32 protein-coding genes and 1 tRNA gene are annotated in these 19,085 nt (G+C 38.4%); 2 read left to right on the forward strand and 31 right to left on the reverse strand.

Features of this window, described 5'->3' with window-relative positions:
* Window positions 1-3: 3 nt before the first annotated feature.
* From QM450_RS00750 to QM450_RS00890, 29 genes are all read right to left on the reverse strand, one after another.
* A complete protein-coding gene (locus tag QM450_RS00750; protein WP_414319360.1) occupies window positions 4-1,125 on the reverse strand; it encodes a phage major capsid protein in 1,122 nt (373 codons plus the stop codon).
* Window positions 1,126-1,141: 16 nt separating this feature from the next.
* Entirely contained in the window at window positions 1,142-1,924 is a 783-nt protein-coding gene (locus QM450_RS00755; RefSeq protein ID WP_414319361.1) for a head maturation protease, ClpP-related, read from the reverse strand.
* A complete protein-coding gene (locus QM450_RS00760) occupies window positions 1,905-3,056 on the reverse strand; it encodes a phage portal protein (protein WP_414319362.1) in 1,152 nt (383 codons plus the stop codon). Before QM450_RS00760 ends, QM450_RS00755 begins: the two co-directional genes overlap by 20 nt.
* Window positions 3,057-3,114: 58 nt before the next feature.
* On the reverse strand, window positions 3,115-4,755 hold the full coding sequence (locus tag QM450_RS00765) for a terminase TerL endonuclease subunit (protein ID WP_414319363.1): 1,641 nt from the start codon (window positions 4,753-4,755) through the stop codon (window positions 3,115-3,117).
* Entirely contained in the window at window positions 4,752-5,108 is a 357-nt protein-coding gene (locus QM450_RS00770; protein WP_414319364.1) for a hypothetical protein, read from the reverse strand. Before QM450_RS00770 ends, QM450_RS00765 begins: the two co-directional genes overlap by 4 nt.
* A 146-nt stretch (window positions 5,109-5,254) precedes the next feature.
* On the reverse strand, window positions 5,255-5,569 hold the full coding sequence (locus tag QM450_RS00775) for an HNH endonuclease (protein WP_414319365.1): 315 nt from the start codon (window positions 5,567-5,569) through the stop codon (window positions 5,255-5,257).
* Between the two features lie 293 nt (window positions 5,570-5,862).
* Window positions 5,863-5,953, reverse strand: a tRNA-Ser gene (locus QM450_RS00780).
* A gap of 97 nt (window positions 5,954-6,050) precedes the next feature.
* A complete protein-coding gene (locus tag QM450_RS00785) occupies window positions 6,051-6,485 on the reverse strand; it encodes a DUF1492 domain-containing protein (protein ID WP_414319366.1) in 435 nt (144 codons plus the stop codon).
* Between the two features lie 74 nt (window positions 6,486-6,559).
* Window positions 6,560-6,871: a hypothetical protein gene (locus QM450_RS00790; protein WP_414319367.1), complete on the reverse strand. Its 312-nt coding sequence runs from the start codon at window positions 6,869-6,871 to the stop codon at window positions 6,560-6,562.
* Window positions 6,855-7,280 (reverse strand): YopX family protein, encoded by a 426-nt coding sequence (locus tag QM450_RS00795; RefSeq protein ID WP_414319368.1) that lies wholly within the window; start codon window positions 7,278-7,280, stop codon window positions 6,855-6,857. Before QM450_RS00795 ends, QM450_RS00790 begins: the two co-directional genes overlap by 17 nt.
* Window positions 7,277-7,504 (reverse strand): hypothetical protein, encoded by a 228-nt coding sequence (locus tag QM450_RS00800; RefSeq protein WP_414319369.1) that lies wholly within the window; start codon window positions 7,502-7,504, stop codon window positions 7,277-7,279. Before QM450_RS00800 ends, QM450_RS00795 begins: the two co-directional genes overlap by 4 nt.
* Window positions 7,501-7,656: a hypothetical protein gene (locus tag QM450_RS00805; protein WP_414319370.1), complete on the reverse strand. Its 156-nt coding sequence runs from the start codon at window positions 7,654-7,656 to the stop codon at window positions 7,501-7,503. Before QM450_RS00805 ends, QM450_RS00800 begins: the two co-directional genes overlap by 4 nt.
* 291 nt (window positions 7,657-7,947) lie before the next feature.
* Window positions 7,948-9,252: a VapE domain-containing protein gene (locus tag QM450_RS00810; RefSeq protein ID WP_414319371.1), complete on the reverse strand. Its 1,305-nt coding sequence runs from the start codon at window positions 9,250-9,252 to the stop codon at window positions 7,948-7,950.
* Between the two features lie 41 nt (window positions 9,253-9,293).
* Window positions 9,294-10,115, reverse strand: coding sequence for a bifunctional DNA primase/polymerase (locus tag QM450_RS00815; RefSeq protein ID WP_414319372.1), 822 nt, complete (start codon window positions 10,113-10,115; stop codon window positions 9,294-9,296).
* A 12-nt stretch (window positions 10,116-10,127) separates the two neighbouring features.
* The gene (locus QM450_RS00820; protein WP_414319373.1) at window positions 10,128-10,664 is read right to left on the reverse strand and encodes an NUMOD4 domain-containing protein; all 537 of its coding nucleotides are present in this window, start codon (window positions 10,662-10,664) and stop codon (window positions 10,128-10,130) included.
* Window positions 10,665-10,668: 4 nt separating this feature from the next.
* Window positions 10,669-10,917: a hypothetical protein gene (locus tag QM450_RS00825; RefSeq protein ID WP_414312671.1), complete on the reverse strand. Its 249-nt coding sequence runs from the start codon at window positions 10,915-10,917 to the stop codon at window positions 10,669-10,671.
* A gap of 119 nt (window positions 10,918-11,036) precedes the next feature.
* Entirely contained in the window at window positions 11,037-11,213 is a 177-nt protein-coding gene (locus QM450_RS00830) for a hypothetical protein (protein WP_414312672.1), read from the reverse strand.
* A gap of 101 nt (window positions 11,214-11,314) precedes the next feature.
* Complete coding sequence (locus tag QM450_RS00835) at window positions 11,315-11,827, reverse strand: hypothetical protein (RefSeq protein ID WP_414319374.1); 513 nt, start codon at window positions 11,825-11,827, stop codon at window positions 11,315-11,317.
* A gap of 19 nt (window positions 11,828-11,846) precedes the next feature.
* Window positions 11,847-12,674 (reverse strand): AAA family ATPase, encoded by an 828-nt coding sequence (locus QM450_RS00840; RefSeq protein WP_414319375.1) that lies wholly within the window; start codon window positions 12,672-12,674, stop codon window positions 11,847-11,849.
* A 2-nt stretch (window positions 12,675-12,676) separates the two neighbouring features.
* The gene (locus QM450_RS00845) at window positions 12,677-12,991 is read right to left on the reverse strand and encodes a hypothetical protein (protein ID WP_414319376.1); all 315 of its coding nucleotides are present in this window, start codon (window positions 12,989-12,991) and stop codon (window positions 12,677-12,679) included.
* Window positions 12,975-14,201: a DEAD/DEAH box helicase family protein gene (locus QM450_RS00850; protein ID WP_414319377.1), complete on the reverse strand. Its 1,227-nt coding sequence runs from the start codon at window positions 14,199-14,201 to the stop codon at window positions 12,975-12,977. The genes QM450_RS00845 and QM450_RS00850 overlap by 17 nt, the downstream gene beginning before the upstream one ends.
* Window positions 14,164-14,649, reverse strand: a complete 486-nt coding sequence (locus QM450_RS00855) for a hypothetical protein (protein ID WP_414319378.1) — start codon at window positions 14,647-14,649, stop codon at window positions 14,164-14,166. The genes QM450_RS00850 and QM450_RS00855 overlap by 38 nt, the downstream gene beginning before the upstream one ends.
* Window positions 14,649-15,008 carry a hypothetical protein gene (locus tag QM450_RS00860; protein WP_201058232.1) on the reverse strand — a complete coding sequence of 120 codons (360 nt, stop codon included), beginning with the start codon at window positions 15,006-15,008 and terminating at the stop codon, window positions 14,649-14,651. Before QM450_RS00860 ends, QM450_RS00855 begins: the two co-directional genes overlap by 1 nt.
* A complete protein-coding gene (locus tag QM450_RS00865) occupies window positions 15,008-15,490 on the reverse strand; it encodes a siphovirus Gp157 family protein (RefSeq protein WP_414319379.1) in 483 nt (160 codons plus the stop codon). The genes QM450_RS00860 and QM450_RS00865 overlap by 1 nt, the downstream gene beginning before the upstream one ends.
* Complete coding sequence (locus QM450_RS00870) at window positions 15,490-15,831, reverse strand: hypothetical protein (protein ID WP_125409062.1); 342 nt, start codon at window positions 15,829-15,831, stop codon at window positions 15,490-15,492. The genes QM450_RS00865 and QM450_RS00870 overlap by 1 nt, the downstream gene beginning before the upstream one ends.
* Window positions 15,832-15,841: 10 nt before the next feature.
* Window positions 15,842-16,033, reverse strand: a complete 192-nt coding sequence (locus QM450_RS00875) for a hypothetical protein (protein WP_414319380.1) — start codon at window positions 16,031-16,033, stop codon at window positions 15,842-15,844.
* Window positions 16,030-16,218 carry a hypothetical protein gene (locus QM450_RS00880; protein WP_414319381.1) on the reverse strand — a complete coding sequence of 63 codons (189 nt, stop codon included), beginning with the start codon at window positions 16,216-16,218 and terminating at the stop codon, window positions 16,030-16,032. The genes QM450_RS00875 and QM450_RS00880 overlap by 4 nt, the downstream gene beginning before the upstream one ends.
* 10 nt (window positions 16,219-16,228) lie before the next feature.
* Window positions 16,229-16,579 carry an excisionase gene (locus tag QM450_RS00885; protein WP_414319382.1) on the reverse strand — a complete coding sequence of 117 codons (351 nt, stop codon included), beginning with the start codon at window positions 16,577-16,579 and terminating at the stop codon, window positions 16,229-16,231.
* 86 nt (window positions 16,580-16,665) lie between these two features.
* A complete protein-coding gene (locus QM450_RS00890; RefSeq protein ID WP_185768959.1) occupies window positions 16,666-16,809 on the reverse strand; it encodes a hypothetical protein in 144 nt (47 codons plus the stop codon).
* A gap of 116 nt (window positions 16,810-16,925) precedes the next feature.
* Between QM450_RS00890 and QM450_RS00895 the strand changes: the two genes are divergently transcribed.
* A complete protein-coding gene (locus QM450_RS00895; protein ID WP_414319383.1) occupies window positions 16,926-17,693 on the forward strand; it encodes a DUF4393 domain-containing protein in 768 nt (255 codons plus the stop codon).
* A 170-nt stretch (window positions 17,694-17,863) separates the two neighbouring features.
* Here QM450_RS00895 and QM450_RS00900 read toward each other — a convergent pair whose 3' ends face one another.
* The gene (locus QM450_RS00900; RefSeq protein ID WP_414319384.1) at window positions 17,864-18,055 is read right to left on the reverse strand and encodes a hypothetical protein; all 192 of its coding nucleotides are present in this window, start codon (window positions 18,053-18,055) and stop codon (window positions 17,864-17,866) included.
* A gap of 54 nt (window positions 18,056-18,109) precedes the next feature.
* Between QM450_RS00900 and QM450_RS00905 the strand changes: the two genes are divergently transcribed.
* Window positions 18,110-18,817 (forward strand): hypothetical protein, encoded by a 708-nt coding sequence (locus QM450_RS00905; RefSeq protein ID WP_414319385.1) that lies wholly within the window; start codon window positions 18,110-18,112, stop codon window positions 18,815-18,817.
* Here the strand turns inward: QM450_RS00905 and QM450_RS00910 are convergent.
* Window positions 18,814-19,083 carry a hypothetical protein gene (locus QM450_RS00910; protein ID WP_414319428.1) on the reverse strand — a complete coding sequence of 90 codons (270 nt, stop codon included), beginning with the start codon at window positions 19,081-19,083 and terminating at the stop codon, window positions 18,814-18,816. The genes QM450_RS00905 and QM450_RS00910 overlap by 4 nt on opposite strands.
* Window positions 19,084-19,085: the final 2 nt, after the last annotated feature.

Raw genomic sequence — 19,085 nt, forward strand, 5'->3', positions numbered from 1 at the left:
AGATTAGGCTTGGGGAAGTTGTAGAGTCCAGACTGCTGCAGTCTTTTCATCGTGAGCCTTACCATAAGCAAATTGCTTAGCAGTATAGAGGTTCAAATCTTCCAGAGCGTAGGTTTCTGTATAGCGACCGAGTGAAATGCCACCACCGACAAAAGCATCGTAACGACCTTTTACAAATGTAGTTACTTTACCAGCAGTCTGCGCCACGGATTCTACCAAGATAATGTTGAAGGGCATTGCAGTGATGTAGGTCCCTTGAGCATTCAAAGAAGTGTATTGCTTCTTCACATCCCAAGCATCGGCTGTATTAACAACCATTACAAGATTGCCTTCGACTGCAACTGGAGTAGTGCCATCAGCTTTAGTTGAGTGGTATTTACATACTTTTGTCAATTCTTTGACTACGGTAGCTGAGTCAGCAAAAGTCAACTTAGTAGTTTGAGCTGTTTTTTCATCATGAGTTGTATGATCACCTGAAACAGTTCCTGTAAGAGTACGAGAAAGACCGATAGGTTTGTTGTCTCCATCGCCGTTCAAGTAGCCAGCTTCAAGTGCGACTGCATAGGCTTCTGTGATTTGAACAGAGATGAATTTCGCCAACCAAGCTGGCCCAAATTTTTCAGCATCTTTTGGAATTACAACAAAAGCAGTCAATTTGTGTTGGATTGCTTCTTCTTCGTTGAATTTTTGTTTGAGTTGTCCTTGGATTTCTCCATTGATTTTGCCCCAAACAGCTTGACCAGTTTGCTCTGATTTGAGGAATTTCAAGCGGATACCAGCATTTTTAAGGCCAATGTGTTGAAGAAGTGGGCGAGATTGTACCAGATCTTCAAAGATACGGTCAATAATTTCTTGTGGGATGAACTTCTCAATCCCTTGAGGTGCTGCCTTTTCAATATTGTTGAAGAACTCACGAGCTTCAGCGGTCAGCTTAGCATCGTATGGGTTCAAGGCCGAAACCTCTTCACGGGCAGCATCACGAGCTTGAGCCATCATTTCATTGCTCATAGATTCAAGCATTTCGTTGTATAGTTTCGCTTGTTCTTCTTGAGGAGCACCATTTGCAACGGCATCCAAAAATGCCTGACGTTGTTTTTCAAATTGGTTAGATAATTGCATTGTCATTCTGTTTTTTCCTTTCTTAAAACATAAAAAGACCGAACCCTTTAGGAACAGCCTTGTCTGTGTTATTTTCTGGACTTTCTGGAAAATTGAATTTCTTCTGTAGAAATTCGCTATTTTCAAAAGCCTCTTTGTCGATTTGTATATCTGGTAGTTTAGCTTCTAGCTTTTTAGCTACCAGTTCTGCGATTTTATCGATATCTGGTGTCATTGCTGACCTCATTTTTTCGATAAAATCACTTGGGATCATAGGAGTTTCACTAGCTACCAGAGTCGGAGCGACTTCGTTTGTAAACATAATCTTGTCTACAAATCCATGATTCAAAGCTGATTCAGCATCAAACCAGGTAGTCTTGTTCATCAATCCAAGCAGGTCATCAAGAGCCTTTCCAGTCTTATGGACATAAGCGCTAGCGATAGACTTGTTAAACCCTTCTAGTACCCCAGCCTCATGAAGCAGAGTGTTATGGTCTCCGTTTACTTGTGTTGAAACATTGTGGATCATGATTTGGGCGGTCGGACTGATTTCAACCGTATCTCCTGCCATTGCAATCACGCTTGCTGCGCTTGCTGCAATACCGACAATCTTCACGGTCACATCACCAGGATACGAGCGTAGAGCAGTATAGATTTCACTACCAGCATAAACATCTCCTCCACCCGAATTGATATGAACCTCAATCGGTTCACCACTTTCAGGAAGGATGACATCTTTCGGAGCGGTTGCATCCCACTCAAGCCAATCGTAAAGCCATCTGTCATTGTTTGATACAATCGTACCCTTAATCGGAATTACCTTCATCTTCCTTCTCACCTCCTTTCTCTATTTGCTCACCAATTTGATAGTTTTTGGTGATGAGGAATTTATCGCCACAAGGGACAGATTCTAAGCCAAGTTCAGAGCGCACCTCATTTCGAGTCATCGCTCCAGAAGAAATAAGCTTATCAATGTTTTCAGCAAGTGCAAACTTATCTTTCTGACCTTCGCCAATAATTACAAATAGATTATTGCGCTCGTATTCCCGTCTTGACACTAAGGCGAAATTTAGCCCATCACTCATTTTCTTAACGAGTGATTGGTAACAATAACTATTGAACATCTTTTGGCTATTTTCCAGATTGGCCATGTCGCCATGAATTAAAGCTGTTGGAATCCCTAAGATATCAGCGACCTCATCGTCAAATTGCTGACGAAGTTTCTTTAACTCGTCAACAGAGATATTTGAAGTCCCTGTTGTATTCGTATGCTCAGTGTATTCCATTCCATCTTGAGCTGGAACAATGGCAATCGTTTTAGTATTGAACGATTTGAAAAGAATTTCTGCATAAGATTGAAGTTTCGCAAGCATTTCCTTATCAAAACTCCCATTGTTTTTTGTTTTAAGAGTTCCTCTGATTTGATTATTTCTAGCCAAAGCCTCAACCAAACGAGTATGCAACTTCTCATAATCAGTAAATAAGTCTGAGATATAATCTTGCAGTCGATTATTGTTGTACTGTAAGAAAATGACTTCACTCATCCTAAAACGCTTCTCAAATGTGAAACCTTTACAAGTTACAAACTCAAACACATCATCATAAACAGCATATTTAGTCCGTGTATAAGAGTCGGCAACCAACAACTGGTCATCCTTTGTAAGGACAATTAAAACCTCATTCTTAGTAATCAACCTGTAGACGACCTTTTGCCAAAAGTCTGACGCAGATTCATTCTTGTTCGGCCTTACATTCAGCAAGTAGTTCCAGTCAGAAAATTTAGCTTTTCCATCTTCAAGATACTTGAATTCTGATTTCGCAAAAATTCGAGCGATAAATTCCGCGGACTTATCAACCGCTAAACTTTTCAGTTGAAGATTCCCAAACATCCGCTCAAGATCCTCGAACTCAAAACCAACCTCTGGCACTTCACGCTTAAATAAATTTAGTAACCCCAATGCACTTCCTCCTTTCTTTTAATTTCTGCCGACCACCCACCCAAAATTTATTCTTAGATTAAAAATCCCAACTATCAATCATGTCAAGGAATTCCCCAACATTCGACTCCTGCACAATCTCACGCTTGTAGAGAGCAGCTATCAAAGCATGGAATCCATCCGTCTTTCTTCTGACAGGCTCTTTCTTCAAGAAACGCTTATTTCCATCCTTGTCCTCTTTGACGTAGGTATTATCTGTATACCAAATCATAGAGTTGTCATTTTCAAAGATAAACCGCTCATTGGCAAATCCATCTTCGATGATTGGCGCAACCTTAGATTGAATCGCCCCAGGATTCCGTAAGAACTCATATTCAAAGCCAGCCTCTTCTAGCAAAGGCTTCAACAAATCCATTCTGAAACCATCGGCACAGACTAGCTCGATTTGATATTCTCTACTCCATTCATTCAATTTTTCGACCAATAACCGAGGATCAATGCTAGGACCGTCCACAATTGTGAATAAGCCTCTATCTGCCCATTCCTGAATAGGGGCTTTCAGCTTAAAAGCTTTTAAAAATGATTTTCGTGCAAATGAATGTTGCTTCCAGATAAACTCATCCCCATTCTTAAATAGCAAACCAACGCTTGCAAAGTCTCGAATGCTAGCATAGTCAAACCCAGCGACACATGACCGACCTTTCAAGTCGATACCAGGAGACCGTAGACAAGCTACTAACTTATCTCGAGAGGTGACATCTTTCTCAAGATCCGCTTCAGGAAGGTTCATCCGTTTTGTCATGAACTCCTGACGGCCAGACGGCTCCAACTCAAGGTCATCATAGTCAGCCTTGGTTCTCGCAAGCAATCTCTTAGCGTAAGGAGTGCTCTCATCCAACATCGGATTTGCCTTTGGCCAGTTCTTCATATCATCCACCTCATCCGCATTGTCTAGCTTGCAGATGAAAGGGAATAGCCTGAAATCATCAACCTCTCCATTCAAGATTTGCATAGACTTCTCTATCAGCTTGTCGTAGAATCCCTCACGCACATATCCATTCGTCCCGTTGTAGAAAGTCCGAGCATGAGCAATCTTACCAAGGCCGGACCTTTGAACCTTCACAGCCTTATCATCTTCAAACTGGTGAATCTCATCAAACTCAAGACAACCATCACGAGCAGAGTCCATAGTCTTCGGATTATTCGTCCGAAAAGAAAAGACCGAGTTGTTCGCTCGACCTGTAATAGACATCTTTGTCAAATAGAAATGGTCCTCAAGACCGCGCCTTTGGATAGTCTCATAGACCTCCTCAAACGAAACCTTACCCTGTTTCTCAGAGTTAGCGGTGATAGTCACATCATAATCTCTGATAGGGTAGATAGGACTGATAAAAAACGATGACCTGGCTGACATAAAACCATTCTTACCACCCCCACGAGCTAAAGTATACAGATACTCATCGAAGTGTGGCTCCCCATCCTCCTTCCGAAAAAGAAAGATAAACGGAGTCAAGAAAAGCTGGTACTTTGCCAAAGGGAAAAAGTTCTTTTCCGCAAACCGAATGAATTTCTCAATCAGGTCATTATCAAAATATAAATCATCACGAGGATAGATTTTCTCCTTGATGATTTTAAACAGCAACTTTCTTTCATGATTAACAATAATCTTTCCTTGTTCTGCCAGTTCAATGTATTCGTCGACAAGTGGATGTGAAATCATAGCAATTCACTACTTTCAACTTGTTTTTTTTCTACCTCTTCGATTTTTTCATCTGGCAGTAAATCAATTAACTGTTTTATAATTCTTTGATAACTAGTTTCTTGAGCGTTATATAATTTAGCAACGGGTCTTTCTCTTTCATAAGGGTCTTGTTGCTCGGATTGTTTAAATAATGTGTAATATCCTTTTTTAGATATATCTTCCCACATTTCATTCAGCGCCACTCGTAATCTTGCTGCTTGAACTATCAATCCATAAGCTAAACTTTTTTTATTCGGAGGTATATCCGAAAATTGAGCCATGAGGCGCTTTTGCTCAGTCCTAACTTTTTCGTTTCGCTTAGCTAAACTCATCGTTATTGCCTCCTTTCATATTTTTATTTTTTTTAAGAGGGGGAGGGGGGTCGTGTATGAAAAAAATCATAAAAATTTGGACAGTTACCCCCTCCCATCGGTTCCCAAAATCTTAAAAACACTCGATTTTTTTGACCGGGGGGGTGTTATTCTCCCCAAAATTCATCAGTCCTGAAGTTCTTTTCTTGCATTTTTTTCGATTTTCGGAACTGAAAGCGTTCGTGTCTCTTATTGTGACACTCTTTACATAACGTTCTGAGGTTATCTAGATCAAGAGCGAACTCTGGATAGAACTCTAGTTCCTTGATGTGGTCAACCTCTAGGTTCTCTCTAGTGACTTTGCCTTCGTCTTTGCACCAAACACATTCATTGTGATCACGTTCAAGTGCAAGCTTACGAAGCTCTCTCCAGTCACCAGAATTATAAAACTCCGTTCGTGCTTCTCTAGTCGAGACATCCATTACTCACCTGCCAATAATAAACTAAAAAAGCCACTCGATGAGTGACTTAATGCAAGGCGACTACTACCTTGCGTGTTAATTAGAAATCAATTTGAAAGTTTTCCTTTTTTTATTTTTTGTAGTCATTTAAAACCTCTGAGGGAATCAAACCCTCTAGCTTATAACTTATCCGGAATATAATTAGCTACGCAATCATGCGAGGTCCAGTCGCTACGCAATCATTTGTAAGTTGATGAGTGATATATGAATGCTAAGCCTAGTGCCTAGCCTGTTCTAGGACACAAAACACTCAAAGGAGAGTGTGGGATTTGAACCCACGAACCGCACATAGGCGACCACCCGTCTAGCAAACGGGCGCATTCAACCTGACTCTGCCAACTCTCCATGTTAAGGGAAGACTTACTGCCTTACCCTTAATTCTTGATGATACTATAATAGCACGATTGTTAGACCAGTGCGCTTCAACCTAGTTCACATTAGTTCACATTAGTTCGCTTTTATCAACTACAACACCCAATTCACGGATTGCATCTTTCTTCTTTTTGTAAAAAGTAGTCTTGCTGCATTGTAAAAATTCAATCATATCATACACGTTTGCTTTCTGAATATACACCATCCTTAGAATTGTTCGACTTGCAGGCTTAGGCATTTTATCAATCAATTTACTGAGCTCAATTCTGCGCTGGATAGCTTCAGCAGTTGCTTGCTTCATGTACTCTTTCAAGGAATCTTGCATGCTAAAAATATCGATGTAACGTTCATCTAATCGAACCTTCTGACCACCTTGAACCTTATCCATGCTCATTTTAGGGCTAGAAAGCAAACTAGCTTCAAGTTTAGCAAGCTCGTCTATTCGACTCTGTATCTCTTCATCCAAATTCTGTAGTTCATCAAGTAACTCTTTAGCCTTGTTCACTCTCTATCTCCTTTGTGGTATAATAATATTATTGAGATTATAGCTGAGACAGAGAGTGTCTTGGCTTTTTTATTTTACAAAAGGCTTACCACAATCCACATCAAAGCCCAAAGAACGAGATACCAGTAAATAACTTTCCCCAGGACCTCCAACCAAGATTTTTCTGTATCACCTTTCGGATTTCCAATAATCGCAGTAATGAGTAAATCAATTCCGACAGCCTGCCAGAATGTTATTCTTTGGATTTCAAATGTTACTGCAATGATGTTGTTCCAACCGTAATGAATGACTACTCCTGCGAGCCATAGACTGATAAATAAGGTTAGTATCATACCTAAGCAACCGCCTACCGCTTGTGGTAAGGAGTTTTTATTTTCGTTTTTCATTTATTACCTCCAAAATATCTTTATTTTCATAGATATTGCCAATGATTTCAATATTTTCAGACATGTATTTTGAAACTTCTTCAAAATCTTCTAAACTTGCAGTATCGCCGAAGAACTCTTCGTCGCCGTTACCATCGATTGTATAAAATCCAAACGTCTGATGATGACGAATATCTCTTGACGTGTGCCCGTCCGATATGATATCCCCCTCAAATATTTCTACCCCCTTTTTATCAAAAAAGCCTGTTGATTTCATAAGGTATTCTTCATCAATCGACCAGCCTTTTAAGTGATTGCATGAAAGTTTTTTGCTATCGTTAGCATAAACATTGTTATTCCAAATAATCAATTCATCATTAGCAAACATCTTTTGACTATGTTTATCCCATGCTCTAAATCTCGGAATCATCTTACACCTCCTATGAAATTATTAACAATATTTTGCTGTTCAGTATCGATTATTTTATCTCTATAATTCAATATCGGAGCCATAACATCATTTGTCAATGCAGGCTTCAAAATAATTTCATTTGTTTCCAAAAATCTTTTACCGTTGATTTTGATTTTGATGTCATAACCGTTAGCGATATGTTCAAGGTCATCTTTAGACAGGGAGATTTCAAATTTACTCATTCTTCCAACTCCTCAAGTTTCACCTTATACATTCGATCACCTCGATACTTTCTCTCGAGCTGAGCCTTGCATTTGGCAGCATCGCCCTCTTTCTTGAAAAAGTGAGTTTCGTCTACCATGTTGTCAAAAAATAATGTTACTGTGTATGACATTTTTACCTCTTTTTCTTAACTGCTACCGTGCTACCGATAAATTCTAAAAAGTAAAAAGTTTTTTTCAAGAATCCCTATTTTATAGGCTTTCTCTATTATTACTATTATTTTATATACTTTTTTTTAAAATATAGGTAGAAGAGTAGCATTATATATAAATATTAAATAAAAGTCAGTAATATCAAGGGGTTAGACTGCTACCGATGTGCTACCGATGTCCTATTTTATCGGTAGAATGCTACCGATCTACCCCTCAACTGCTACCGATGACTACCGATAAATTTTTAATTGCTACCGATTAGATTTTTCCGAATCTTTCACTCTTACGAACCCTTTTGTACTTTTACCACCTGCCCGGAAAACACTTTTTTTCCAATCAGGATGATTATCCAGGATCATGTTAATCTTCGTTGACAGCTTCCTATCATTCGAATTTCTCATAAATAAGTTGTACATCATTTCACGAGTTGAGACCTTATCTAGTTTTTTGCTTCCAGGATCAAAGTCGCTACTATTATCGAAATATTTACTTGTGTATTGATGTTGTTGCTGAATAGACCAGTTTTGCCAATTTTCAGGGACGGGCATATCAAGATATTCAAGCACTTGTAACTCAACTTCATCACGATACATGAACTGTTCACGGTAGATATTCAATTCATCCTCTGTATTTTCATCAAACATCAAATCAGCACCAGCACGATAGATTGTAACGGCTTCGCCCCAAATTTGTTCGATTGTATCAGGCTCGATTTCCATTGGATGTTTCTTTTGTTGCTTGCTATCTGCCATAATCGGGAGAAATCGACGTTCACCGGTTTTGTCCTTGAGGTATTCTTTTTGATTAGTAGTCCTGGCTAAGATGAAGTTCTTGGCAAATTCTTCTGTCCGTTTCATATAAGGTTTACGGTAGCGTAGGCTAGTTTTTGAGATAAAGGCTTTTGTTTCAGCAAAACTCATTCGATTACTAGCAACCATTTCATCATCATTAACAATCAAGGATTTCAGCATGATATCGTAATTGTCTTTGTTAGCAAAATCTGTGACTGAATCTGTGTACCATGCTCCACCTAACTTTTGGAGGAGTGAGGTTTTCCCAACACCCTGACCACCGACCAGATCCAGAACATAGTCAAATTTAACGTAGGGGTCATATACTTTAGCAACCGCACCGACCAACCACATCTGAGCAATCTTGGAAACCAGGGGAATGTCCTCAGCCCCCAGGTAAACCTGAAGCATTCGGTCAATTCGTTTACGACCATCCCACTTTTCGGCTGCTCTCTCCATATACTCAATAACTGGATTGTATGATCTTTCTGAAAAGAAAGTCTCCATGCCATCGAGCATCGCTTGGTTTGAGAAAGCAACACCTAATACACTTTCAAAGTAAACTTTTACGACTGAATCAAAGTTGGAGGGCAACTCCCCTTTTTTGAAAAGGGTATTACCTATCTTGATATCTTTAAGGAGTTCATGTTCCTGAGAGAAATCATTGTGCTTTAAATAAATACTTAGTTGATCATCGGCTTTAAACGCCACAAGTACATTCATCGGGCTGTTTGCTTTGATATCACCTTTTGCATTTGTAATCATTTTATCTTGTGAATTTATACTTACTACATCACCGATTACTCTCACCTCCTATCTTTTTTAATCATACTTTCAACAGTACGCATCACTTCCTTTTCTGATAGAGGATTTCGACTGTTAGTATTTGCCAGTCTTGCAAGCTGAACGACCACTTCATCATCAACCGCTCTAAACAATAGACCACCTACGAATTTTGCTAGTTTGTCATTTCGTCCACCCTCATCACCAAAACCAAGAACGATAGTTTCAAAGAGATCTGTAGTCTGGGTTCGATCTCTAGTATGTGAACGTCTAGCTAAGTCCCTAAGACCGTCCTTGCCATCATACTTATAGCCATGAGTTTCGCCATACTGTTTTTTTATAGCCTGAATTAATTCTTTTGAAGGAGTAACCATAGTACCACCTTCCTTAGACTTTTCTAAATCCCACTCGTACTGGCCATTCTCCGTTGCTGAAGGTGCTACTATGATATAGTTATTCTCGTGCGCTTTGATATCAACACCAGGCAAGAATTTAATCATCTGAGTAATTGGTTCATCATCTCTTTTAAAATATAACAGATGCTTACCACCACTAGCAGTTTTGGCTTGTAGAGTTGGTTCAATTAAATTTAAATGTTCCCATTTTTTTAACGACTCAAAGCCATCCTCTTTTCCATGCTTGTCGATATCAATGACAAAGAAATTAGTTGTCCTTAAAGCGATATTAGCATTCGGATATCCATCCCAAAATCGTTCAATTTCACTTGCAGTCAGGGCAGGCTTATCGGCAAATTCAATCAAAGGCATCTTGTTTTTGGGATTGATTGGAATGACTGAGAACCCTAACTTTTGGTACTGTAATGCGTATTCTTTCATCGACGGCATGATTACTTCTCCTTATTTTTTAGAATGAAAAATATCATATCCTTCAATCTTCTTTCCTCGTTTTAATCGGTTACTTATGTAACCTGAACAAAAACCGAGATATTCACTAGCTTTGGACAAACTACGAAAATACTTTTTTTCTCCTGTTTCTTGATTAACTAAAGTTACTGCATGGGAAGTCGAAATTAGTTTATTGTCAAAAGCATGATTATTGTTTTCGTAGTATGTCGCCCATTCTAAATTATCAATATGATTATTTCTTGGGTTACCGTCAATATGGTTAATCGTCGGTTTGTTATCAGGATTTTGAATAAAAGCCTCAGCTACTAAACGATGAACTAAGTAGTCTTTACTTCTACCATCTTTCCACAAACTTATTCTTACATCGCGATTAGTCCTAGATTTCTCTTTTAAGATTCGTTGTTTCCAATGACGAATACCATGCCTTTGAGTATATGTTATTTTATCTTTATGGGTTCGTACTCGACCATAGTTTGAAACTTCATAAATTCCCTCATAACCTACAACATCTTTCCAAATTTCTACCATTCTTTCATCCTACTTTTATAGTTTTTTTTATTATATCCCTATGCTCAATGGACAAGCTATCTATTCTAAACCTAATCAGATTAAGCAAAGCAAAGTATTGACCGTGAAATGCTATTAAGTCGTGATAAGACCAATAATCTTCAAATTTGGGTTCAATTGATAACCATTCGTGTAATAGATCAAGGCTTTGTCCGATTTCCTCCACATAAGCTAATAATTCTTCATAACTATCAATAAGTTTTTCCTGAGACATAATAAAAACACTCCTTTGTATATGTTGAAAAGAAGTGTCTCGCATGATATAATATTTCATGCGGAAACACTTTCTGCAGCGATAGGGTAAAGCTGATGTTTGGCGACAGGGGCTTTATCCTATTTTTTATGTTCAGACTGTAAAAGTTTTATACCTCTAATAATAACATCTGTCTTGTTAGTGTTGAGTCTATCAGCTAACGCCTGTAACTCTTCTGCTTCAGATTTAGTTAATCTAATTTCAAGACGAACGTTTTTAGGATTGGAACTTTTAGGCCTTCCTGTTCGTGGGCTCATTCAATCACCTCTTTTCCGCCCGTACAATAAATTATATAACTGTACGGGCAATTTGTCAAGTGTTTTTATTAAGTTTTCAAAGAACAAACATTTTTTAGTTATCAAAATGGTAAGTCTGAATCATCATCGTCATCAATATCAGCTTCAGTCAGCGGTTGTGCTTCTTCTTCAAGGTCATAGTTTCGGAACTCACGGCCATCTTTCCCCTTAGTCACAGAGATAACAAGGTTGTAGTAAGAGCCAACTGCCTTACGTTTTAGAGCCTCTTCCAAGGCTTTACCGTCTTCTTCATTTCCTTGCATACTGTCGCCAGCAAGGACCAAGGCTTTGATAAAGAATTTCATAGTGCGTTCAACTGCCCAGTCAAGGTTCTTACCGTTCCATTCAGTCAGTGTGCCAAATGTTGCAAATTCAGAGCGTCCACTGTAATCACCGCCACGGATTTCAAATTGATAACCAAGGCTTTCCCAGCCTTTGTCCGATACGTTGAAGGTTGCTTTCTTCAGGACTACTGGATAAGTACCAGCTGGGATTGGTGCAGGACCGTTGGCGCTGTCTTTGCGTGGGTCAAAGCCCTCTTTTTTGATTGATTTTGCGATATCTAGTAAGCTCATGTGTATTCTCCTTTATTTCTTAAAATAGTTCATCATCAGAGGCAACTTCTTTCTTAGGCGCCTCTTTTGGCTTTTCGGTTTTCGCTGGTTTAGTTGTCTTAGATGCTTCTTTCTTTTGCGCTGACTTACCTTTTGCAGGTTCAACAGCCCCACGGATAGTTGCTAAGATTTTCAAAATAGCCTTGTCATCAACATGGTTCACATAGTAGGTCTTACGCTTGCGGTCAACCTCACGGTTGTAGTTGTTGCCGAGTTTTTCAGTGTGGATCATCAAATCAGAGTTTCCATTGATAAGATTGACATACTTATCTTTCAAGCTTGGTTTGTCTTTGGTTGCATTACCATTGTCATCATATTCAGATACCTGACGACTGATGTAAATAACATTCATTGGCAATGCTTTGAGATCAATGACTAATTCTGTGATAGCTTGGTTAAAGAAGTCGTATCCTTTGCCGTATGGAATTTCCGACAAGGATTTCAAGCGAGGTTTACCAACTGGGGTTAATTCATCACAAACTGCAATCTTAATCATTTCAATAACATCGTCAATTACATCAATAACGACTGTTTCATAAGAGTGCTTCTGTGTCTGGAGAGCAAGCAAGATATCTCCAAGTTGTTTAATTACTGAATTGGTAATTCGTCCCTTGTCATCTTTTTCATTGATCAGCTGAATGCTTGGAACAGTGTTAGCTTCTGCATTCCCGTCTGTGTTCAAAACGATTGGATTTGGGAATTCATTTGCAAGATAAGACTTTCCGCTCATGGTTTCACCGTAGATGAAAAAATTTCGTGGGGTATCTTTAGGAACTTGTGGTTTATTTGCTGGAAGTGTAAATGCCATAATTATAATCCTCCCAAAATATCTTCGATTAAATCTTCAATGGATGGAAGATTATGCTTGATAGGTTCAACTTCTGAGCCATTCGGATAGGTCAATTTGTATTCTGCTTCAACTGCGACGATTTCACAGTCAAAAGCTGCCGCAAGAGCCTTGTAGGTCTTTTTGTTTTCTTCGTATTTTTTACGAGGAATCTTCAAGCAATGTTCCAAGCAACAATAGTCAGCTTCAAATGCCAAGGAGCCTCTGTCTTTGTAAGACTTAAGAAATTTTCCGGTTTTACGGCTACGAAATACGATCATTTCAGTTTTTTTGTTCATTTTGTTTTCCTCTTTTTTTACTTTCTTTATAATAAAATTCGATAATATTCACATCATGCTGCTGCCGTGAACCAGTCACGCGCCACAACAATTGACGATAGTCATCATATTCACCAGAAGACTTATCCACCGGATCCAGCACGACAACCGTTTGATATTTGTGCTGCAGACCATCAACCCCCACTCCAAGAACTTGACTGGTAGCAACCACGATTTTCTTATCAAGTCCTTCTTGGATATCGCCCGTCCAGATTCCAATTTCAGGGTGGCGCTCGCGAATGACATTGACAATCTGCTTAGACTTGCTGACAATCAGCATGTCATGAGGTGCTCTCTCAATCAAACCGTCTAGCTTTAGCATGAGAGGGGTATCAGCGTTAACTGGTTTCAACTTTGGAAAATCAACGGTCACACCAGTTTGATTTAGGTACTGTTCAAAGGTCTTGCGGCCAAAGGACTGTTTAGCCATAGCCGTCTTGTCTCCAACAGTGACCAGGTTAAGCTGCCTAAACTCAGCTAATTTCTCAGGGTTTCCAGCTTTAACTGTGACTGGATAGAACTTGGTTTCAAAACCGTTATTTTCAGTGGCATTCTCAATCTTTTCAATGTCTTCCCAGCGGAAGAAGTTCGGCAAGTTTGAGATATAACTTTCATAATTCCTAAAATCTTCCCACTTCTCTTTTGAATAGCTAAACGGATCATAGACCATTTTTCCATGAGTCTTTTGCCAATCAAATTTATTGTTTGGTGTTGCCCATCCAAAAACTGTTTTTTCAAGCGGATAGAAATTTTGTCCTTTTTTCCGAATTGGTGTCGCTGAAAGACCTATCGTGTATTTTCGCTTTATTTTGCAATATAAGGCCACTTGTTTGTCAGACGACATATTCTGCCATTCGTCTACTATCAGCACATCACAATCTAATTTATGCCCCTTTTTGACTTGATTTTGAAGATATCTATCTGTCTGAATGATAATCTCAACACCTTTATCAAAATTCATAAACTTGACTGCATCTATCCAACCATTCAGAATTGCTAGTCGATTGTTTGTGATGATAATTTTCTTAGCTTTTTTGTGTTTGGCGATGGCTAGAGCACATATGGTTTTCCCCCTACCTCCAAGAGCCTCTAGAAAGATTCCATTTGATAAGTGGTCACTTCTTTTGACTGCTTCAGCTTGCCACTTTCTTAACGTTATTGTTATACTCACTCACCACCTTTCCAATATCTTGAATTACTTCTTCAATATCATTTCTCATTGCCCAAAATAATCCAAGTCTTGCAGCTGCTCGAACATCTTGATGATGGCTTTTTTCAAACTTCCAAAGGCCTAAGATTTTTAAAAGTTCATCTGGGATATCTGATTTATAACCTGCATTAAATTGAAGAATAGTCTCTGGATAACAAAGCTGGATATAAGCGATGGTTTCTGCCACGCTATTGTCTTTTGACTTTTCGTTATCCCTCGTCTTAAATTCTTCAACAATAACTACATCGAATTCAAGGTTTGTTCCGATTTCGTGAAACCAATCAGCGAAACCTCTCATACCATAAGAGACAACCCAGCTACCAACTAATCTTGCATTCTCCAACAAGACAACCCCTGTTGTACTGGTTTCAATTTTGTTGCTTGATGGATCAATAGCTAAAATTTTCATCAAACACCAACTTTCTCCGTTAGCACTCCTGGATAAAGGGCCGTGTTAAACCAATTTTGTTTATTTACCTTTGCAAAGGCAAATAGCGCCTTAATTTCTTTTGCTTGTTTTTCGAATTTTCGAATATCTTCCTCTGATTCAAAAATAGGTTTTTCTTTGTATTTAGCGACTGTGACAAGTTTGTACTCCGGAGTAAACACCGGCTTTTCATTTCCCTGATCAAGATTCGTTTCGTCTACTTTCACAAAACGAATCGCAACATCGAATAGAAATCCTTCAGTAACAAGCACTTCAATTGATTCCGGTCCAATCACAACTGCTAGTGAATCTGTTACTCGTGTTTTATTCATCAATTCCATTACTTAATCACCAACTTTTCCGTTCTAATGAGTTCGGCTCCTTTGACTTTCTTGCCAGATTTAAGTAACTCTTTGAGTGTTTTTTTGTCCGGCGCAAGCGTCACTTTTTTTGTAAAATATTTTTTCGGGAGGTCGTCTTCCTTGACCTTGACTGATTCTGGATTCTTAATAACTTTTATAGTAAGAGCACCGCTCTTAACTTCGGTTTGCCCCGTAACGTTCATAGCTGTCATAATATTATCCTTGACATAATCAAGCTTTTTCTGTGCCGCCTGTTTCTTGGCTTTGAAGCTATCTTCCTCAGCCTTGTACATGGCCACATCTGCTTCTAGATTCTTGATAACATGAGCATACCCTTCCGCTTTCTGTTCGAATTGTTCTTGCCAATCGATAGCCTCAAGCGTATCCGTTTTTGTTTCGTCATCGATATCTAATTGGTAAATTGTCAGGAACTGTCCTGTTAGTTCGTATAAACTAGCCATTATTTAGTCACCTCTTTCATTAGTTTATTTGCTTCTTTAATCAGCAAACGCATAACGTTGCTATCCGTTTCTTTCTCTGCTGCTCTTGTCAGCATATCCACCCACTCACGTCTGTTGTCATTCTTCCAATCAACCAACTCTGTGAGTTCCTTTGTGTGATTAAAGTAAGGCGAGTAGTCGTATGACTTATCTTCCAAGCGAACGCATCTGCCTGCCTTGATATCTTTGGCTAAGTTCGCTCTCACATTACTATTTGTTGTACCGACAACCTCAGCCACTTCATCATATGAGGCAGCAGGGTGCTCTCTATAATATTCCCTAATTCGTTCCGCTTGAGTCATGTTTCTCTCCTTATTTCAACCCTACAGGCGGTTCTACATCATAAGTAAATTGCTTATCTGAGTTTCTCAGGTTCATGCGTGCAATATTGCTCGCTATTCGCTGGTGTTCTTTCTGCTTCATTTCAGCGTGGTCATCCAATGTATTTACTAGCGACCACAGAGCAATTCCTACGATTGTCACGAAATATAAGTATTCCATCATTTTGCATTTTCCTTTTCTTTGTAGATTGCTACGATTTTATTCAAGTCTGCGATTTCTTGATTTGCTTGTTGTAATCTTTCTTGGACTTCAATCAACTCTCGGTTCAAGTCTAATGCAACGATTCTCCAATCTACATTCCTTTCTTGGCCTAAGAAATATTTTGTTAGTTTGTTTAGTATGTTCATATTTGTCCTCTTACGCAATAAGATCTTCCAAATCTAATTCAGCAACCTCTTTTAAAAGGTCTTTTACTTTCTTTAAATCTTCCAACATCTCTCTCAGACTCTCTTTTTTTGTCTTGTATCTATTCCGTGACTTCCACATACAGTACAGAGCAAAACCTTTGTAATTTACTAAAACCGTTTTATGTGTTGGATGATAAACGAAATATTTAAATTCAGGATGATTTTTCATTTCATTTGCCCAAAGTTTTAAAGTTGTCTCAGATAGATCGTTGAATTTTTCTTCTAAGCTTTTATATCCTCCATACTCAGCTTTTTCGGTTTGAGATACAGGGCGATAATTCACGTTATTTATAACTGGCATGGTAATTCCTCTCTTTCTGTGGTATAATCTAGTTAGTAATTTTTGTTGAGCGCCTGATTTCTGTCAGGTGCTTTTTTGTGTTGTTGTCAAATTGTCTCACTTTCCAGCGCCCTGAGTTCTATCTCATGGCTGACTTGTCTAAATAGCTTCTCACACGCTATCTTTGCTTCTCTGTACGTTTTAGATTCGCTGATGAAGTAATCAGCAAGTTCGATAATTTTATCTTCCATTCAGACTCCTATATCAGTCTTGAGACTGATGTGATTCCTTCCTAAATTGCTATAATATTCTTGACTAGGACCTCTCACCGTTTTAGTCAAAATTCCAATAGAAAGGAGTAATAATTATGGATCCTAACCAATTCAAAGACTTTCTTCCTCTTGTTACAGGATTTTTAGGAGGAGCTACTTCAGCCGGTGTATTTGCCGGACCTATTCAAACATTGCAAGATTGGTGGTACATCAATTATGGCCACGATGTTTCTAATCAAGCAGCATTATTGCGTGCAAAAAACGAAATCGATGTTGAGAATCTCAGAAATAGCACACTTCAACAAGTGGCAACTATCCCACCAGAGAACGTTCAAGAACCGCCTCTAAAAATATTAGGACCTGCATTGGAAGCATCTAAGTATTATATTGAGGAAGAAGAGTTGCGTTCTATGTTTGCCAAAATATTAGCAAGTTCATTTGACGATCGAAAGAACTCGATTATACACCCGTCTTTCGTTGAGATTATCAAGCAACTAGATGTAACGGATGCACGTATTCTTCAATTTTTAAAAGGACAGAATCCCTTAGTAGGAACCCCAATCCCTATCATGAAAGCTATCGCAAGATACGATAGTGGCTACAAAATAATATTCCCAATCATCTACTTTATAGATGGAAGTGAAAAAATTGATGAACTCGCCCCTTCTCTAACGAACTTAGAACGACTAGGCCTGTTAAAGATTGATGATGATAGATATTCCACAACTGATTCAAACTATGATTTCATCAGAAATAACTTCATTGTTCAACAAGTTCTTCAACACTATCCAGAAATTAGTCTTGAAAAAATGTGCTTCTCTATCACTCCCCTAGGGAAGAATTTTTTGGAAGTTTGCTTATGATATCTTCAGCAAATTTCTTAACGCTTGATGTTTCGAAATCCATATATTTTTTGTACAGTTCATTTACTTTATAAATGTGGTAATGCATCATAGTATATGTCACAATTAAAGATGTCAGAACTGATATAATAAATGTTTCCATTTCTTCTCCTTTCTTATCCAGTCATTAATTATTCAGAAAGTAGTTCTAATTGCTCTTTGGCTAGTTCTACTTCTTTTTTTGCGTCTTCTATAGAAATTAGAGTTGGGTTATCGAACCAATCTTTTTCTAAATAATACTTTTGCCCACGCTCAGACATATAATCAACCAATGACTGAAAATGCTTTATGCGTTCATGAAGATATTCTTTATTTTCTTCCATCCGTACTCCTTTCTGTTTGTGGTATAATCAAAATAAAACGATTGGAGAAAAATTATGTTTAGATTTCAATTACCTAATGCTAAAGATTGGTTTTATTTCTATGGTGTCTCTGAGAGTGTCCACCCACTCGTAATGCTTAATCTACCTCATATAGCAAATAAGATTTTCCCTGGTATTGTTGATAAGAAATTATATATTGTTGATGCTAAAATCGTCGATGCACCGATGGTATTTGCAGATAATCACATCATTTTTTTATCAACCCAAGGTTCAGACCTCTATGCCAGAAACGTTTACCAAGTAGCTCATGAGTTGTGCCATTTTTACATCAATTCCAGTCCTAAGCAGCGGACGATGTTTTGGTTCGAGGAAGTGATTTGTGAAATGACAGCTCATTATTTTTTAGAAGAATATTCAAATCAAAACATATGGGATAAACATTCAAGGAGTGTGCCATATTTGCAATACAGTCAAGAAATCCTACTTGATATTGAAGTCTTCAATCACAAAAGATTAGTAAAATATCAATCCGACGAAATTATTCATCTTATCCAAAATTCTACAGACCGCCCTAAAAATAGATACTTAGCAACACTGCTACTCCCTATTTTTAGAGAGTTTCCGGAACTCTTTACAGAATTACCTAAATTAGCAAATCTGTATGGAATACCCGATTTTGAACTATTTTTAAACGCATGGCATGATGCTGTTGAGCGTGAAAATAAACCAGCCGTTCAAAAGATAATTGAAATTTTTTGTTAAACACCTAAATCCCCTGTAATAAGCTCATCCACTGGCAAACCCACAGCAAGACGTTCGTCGTTGTTGAGCGCCCTTAGGCCAACATGGCCTTTTGCAGAGCATATACCATAATCAACGATTCCTTTGCCAGCAGATAAAGCCTCAATGATCTCGTCTTTAATCTCTGCTTGTGGTTCTAAAATTTTTTCAATTTCATCCACTTTTTCAGCAATATATGTTACAGTCCTCAATATCTCATTGAGGGCTGTTCTTTCTAGTTCGTTCATCT

It is taken from the genome of Streptococcus infantis (assembly GCF_047464615.1).
Taxonomy (GTDB): Bacteria; Bacillota; Bacilli; order Lactobacillales; family Streptococcaceae; genus Streptococcus; species Streptococcus infantis_Y.

Bases quoted from the DNA above. Each gene is read 5' to 3' on its own strand.
- QM450_RS00750 (WP_414319360.1), bottom strand. From the start codon at position 1,125: ATGACAATGCAATTATCTAACCAATTTGAAAAACAACGTCAGGCATTT.
- QM450_RS00755 (WP_414319361.1), bottom strand. From the start codon at position 1,924: ATGAAGGTAATTCCGATTAAGGGTACGATTGTATCAAACAATGACAGA.
- QM450_RS00765 (WP_414319363.1), bottom strand. From the start codon at position 4,755: ATGATTTCACATCCACTTGTCGACGAATACATTGAACTGGCAGAACAA.
- QM450_RS00770 (WP_414319364.1), bottom strand. From the start codon at position 5,108: ATGAGTTTAGCTAAGCGAAACGAAAAAGTTAGGACTGAGCAAAAGCGC.
- QM450_RS00775 (WP_414319365.1), bottom strand. From the start codon at position 5,569: ATGGATGTCTCGACTAGAGAAGCACGAACGGAGTTTTATAATTCTGGT.
- QM450_RS00790 (WP_414319367.1), bottom strand. From the start codon at position 6,871: ATGAAAAACGAAAATAAAAACTCCTTACCACAAGCGGTAGGCGGTTGC.
- QM450_RS00795 (WP_414319368.1), bottom strand. From the start codon at position 7,280: ATGATTCCGAGATTTAGAGCATGGGATAAACATAGTCAAAAGATGTTT.
- QM450_RS00800 (WP_414319369.1), bottom strand. From the start codon at position 7,504: ATGAGTAAATTTGAAATCTCCCTGTCTAAAGATGACCTTGAACATATC.
- QM450_RS00805 (WP_414319370.1), bottom strand. From the start codon at position 7,656: ATGTCATACACAGTAACATTATTTTTTGACAACATGGTAGACGAAACT.
- QM450_RS00810 (WP_414319371.1), bottom strand. From the start codon at position 9,252: ATGATTACAAATGCAAAAGGTGATATCAAAGCAAACAGCCCGATGAAT.
- QM450_RS00815 (WP_414319372.1), bottom strand. From the start codon at position 10,115: ATGCCGTCGATGAAAGAATACGCATTACAGTACCAAAAGTTAGGGTTC.
- QM450_RS00820 (WP_414319373.1), bottom strand. From the start codon at position 10,664: ATGGTAGAAATTTGGAAAGATGTTGTAGGTTATGAGGGAATTTATGAA.
- QM450_RS00825 (WP_414312671.1), bottom strand. From the start codon at position 10,917: ATGTCTCAGGAAAAACTTATTGATAGTTATGAAGAATTATTAGCTTAT.
- QM450_RS00830 (WP_414312672.1), bottom strand. From the start codon at position 11,213: ATGAGCCCACGAACAGGAAGGCCTAAAAGTTCCAATCCTAAAAACGTT.
- QM450_RS00835 (WP_414319374.1), bottom strand. From the start codon at position 11,827: ATGAGCTTACTAGATATCGCAAAATCAATCAAAAAAGAGGGCTTTGAC.
- QM450_RS00840 (WP_414319375.1), bottom strand. From the start codon at position 12,674: ATGGCATTTACACTTCCAGCAAATAAACCACAAGTTCCTAAAGATACC.
- QM450_RS00845 (WP_414319376.1), bottom strand. From the start codon at position 12,991: ATGAACAAAAAAACTGAAATGATCGTATTTCGTAGCCGTAAAACCGGA.
- QM450_RS00855 (WP_414319378.1), bottom strand. From the start codon at position 14,649: ATGAAAATTTTAGCTATTGATCCATCAAGCAACAAAATTGAAACCAGT.
- QM450_RS00860 (WP_201058232.1), bottom strand. From the start codon at position 15,008: ATGGAATTGATGAATAAAACACGAGTAACAGATTCACTAGCAGTTGTG.
- QM450_RS00865 (WP_414319379.1), bottom strand. From the start codon at position 15,490: ATGGCTAGTTTATACGAACTAACAGGACAGTTCCTGACAATTTACCAA.
- QM450_RS00870 (WP_125409062.1), bottom strand. From the start codon at position 15,831: ATGACTCAAGCGGAACGAATTAGGGAATATTATAGAGAGCACCCTGCT.
- QM450_RS00875 (WP_414319380.1), bottom strand. From the start codon at position 16,033: ATGATGGAATACTTATATTTCGTGACAATCGTAGGAATTGCTCTGTGG.
- QM450_RS00880 (WP_414319381.1), bottom strand. From the start codon at position 16,218: ATGAACATACTAAACAAACTAACAAAATATTTCTTAGGCCAAGAAAGG.
- QM450_RS00885 (WP_414319382.1), bottom strand. From the start codon at position 16,579: ATGCCAGTTATAAATAACGTGAATTATCGCCCTGTATCTCAAACCGAA.
- QM450_RS00890 (WP_185768959.1), bottom strand. From the start codon at position 16,809: ATGGAAGATAAAATTATCGAACTTGCTGATTACTTCATCAGCGAATCT.
- QM450_RS00895 (WP_414319383.1), top strand. From the start codon at position 16,926: ATGGATCCTAACCAATTCAAAGACTTTCTTCCTCTTGTTACAGGATTT.
- QM450_RS00900 (WP_414319384.1), bottom strand. From the start codon at position 18,055: ATGGAAGAAAATAAAGAATATCTTCATGAACGCATAAAGCATTTTCAG.
- QM450_RS00905 (WP_414319385.1), top strand. From the start codon at position 18,110: ATGTTTAGATTTCAATTACCTAATGCTAAAGATTGGTTTTATTTCTAT.
- QM450_RS00910 (WP_414319428.1), bottom strand. From the start codon at position 19,083: ATGAACGAACTAGAAAGAACAGCCCTCAATGAGATATTGAGGACTGTA.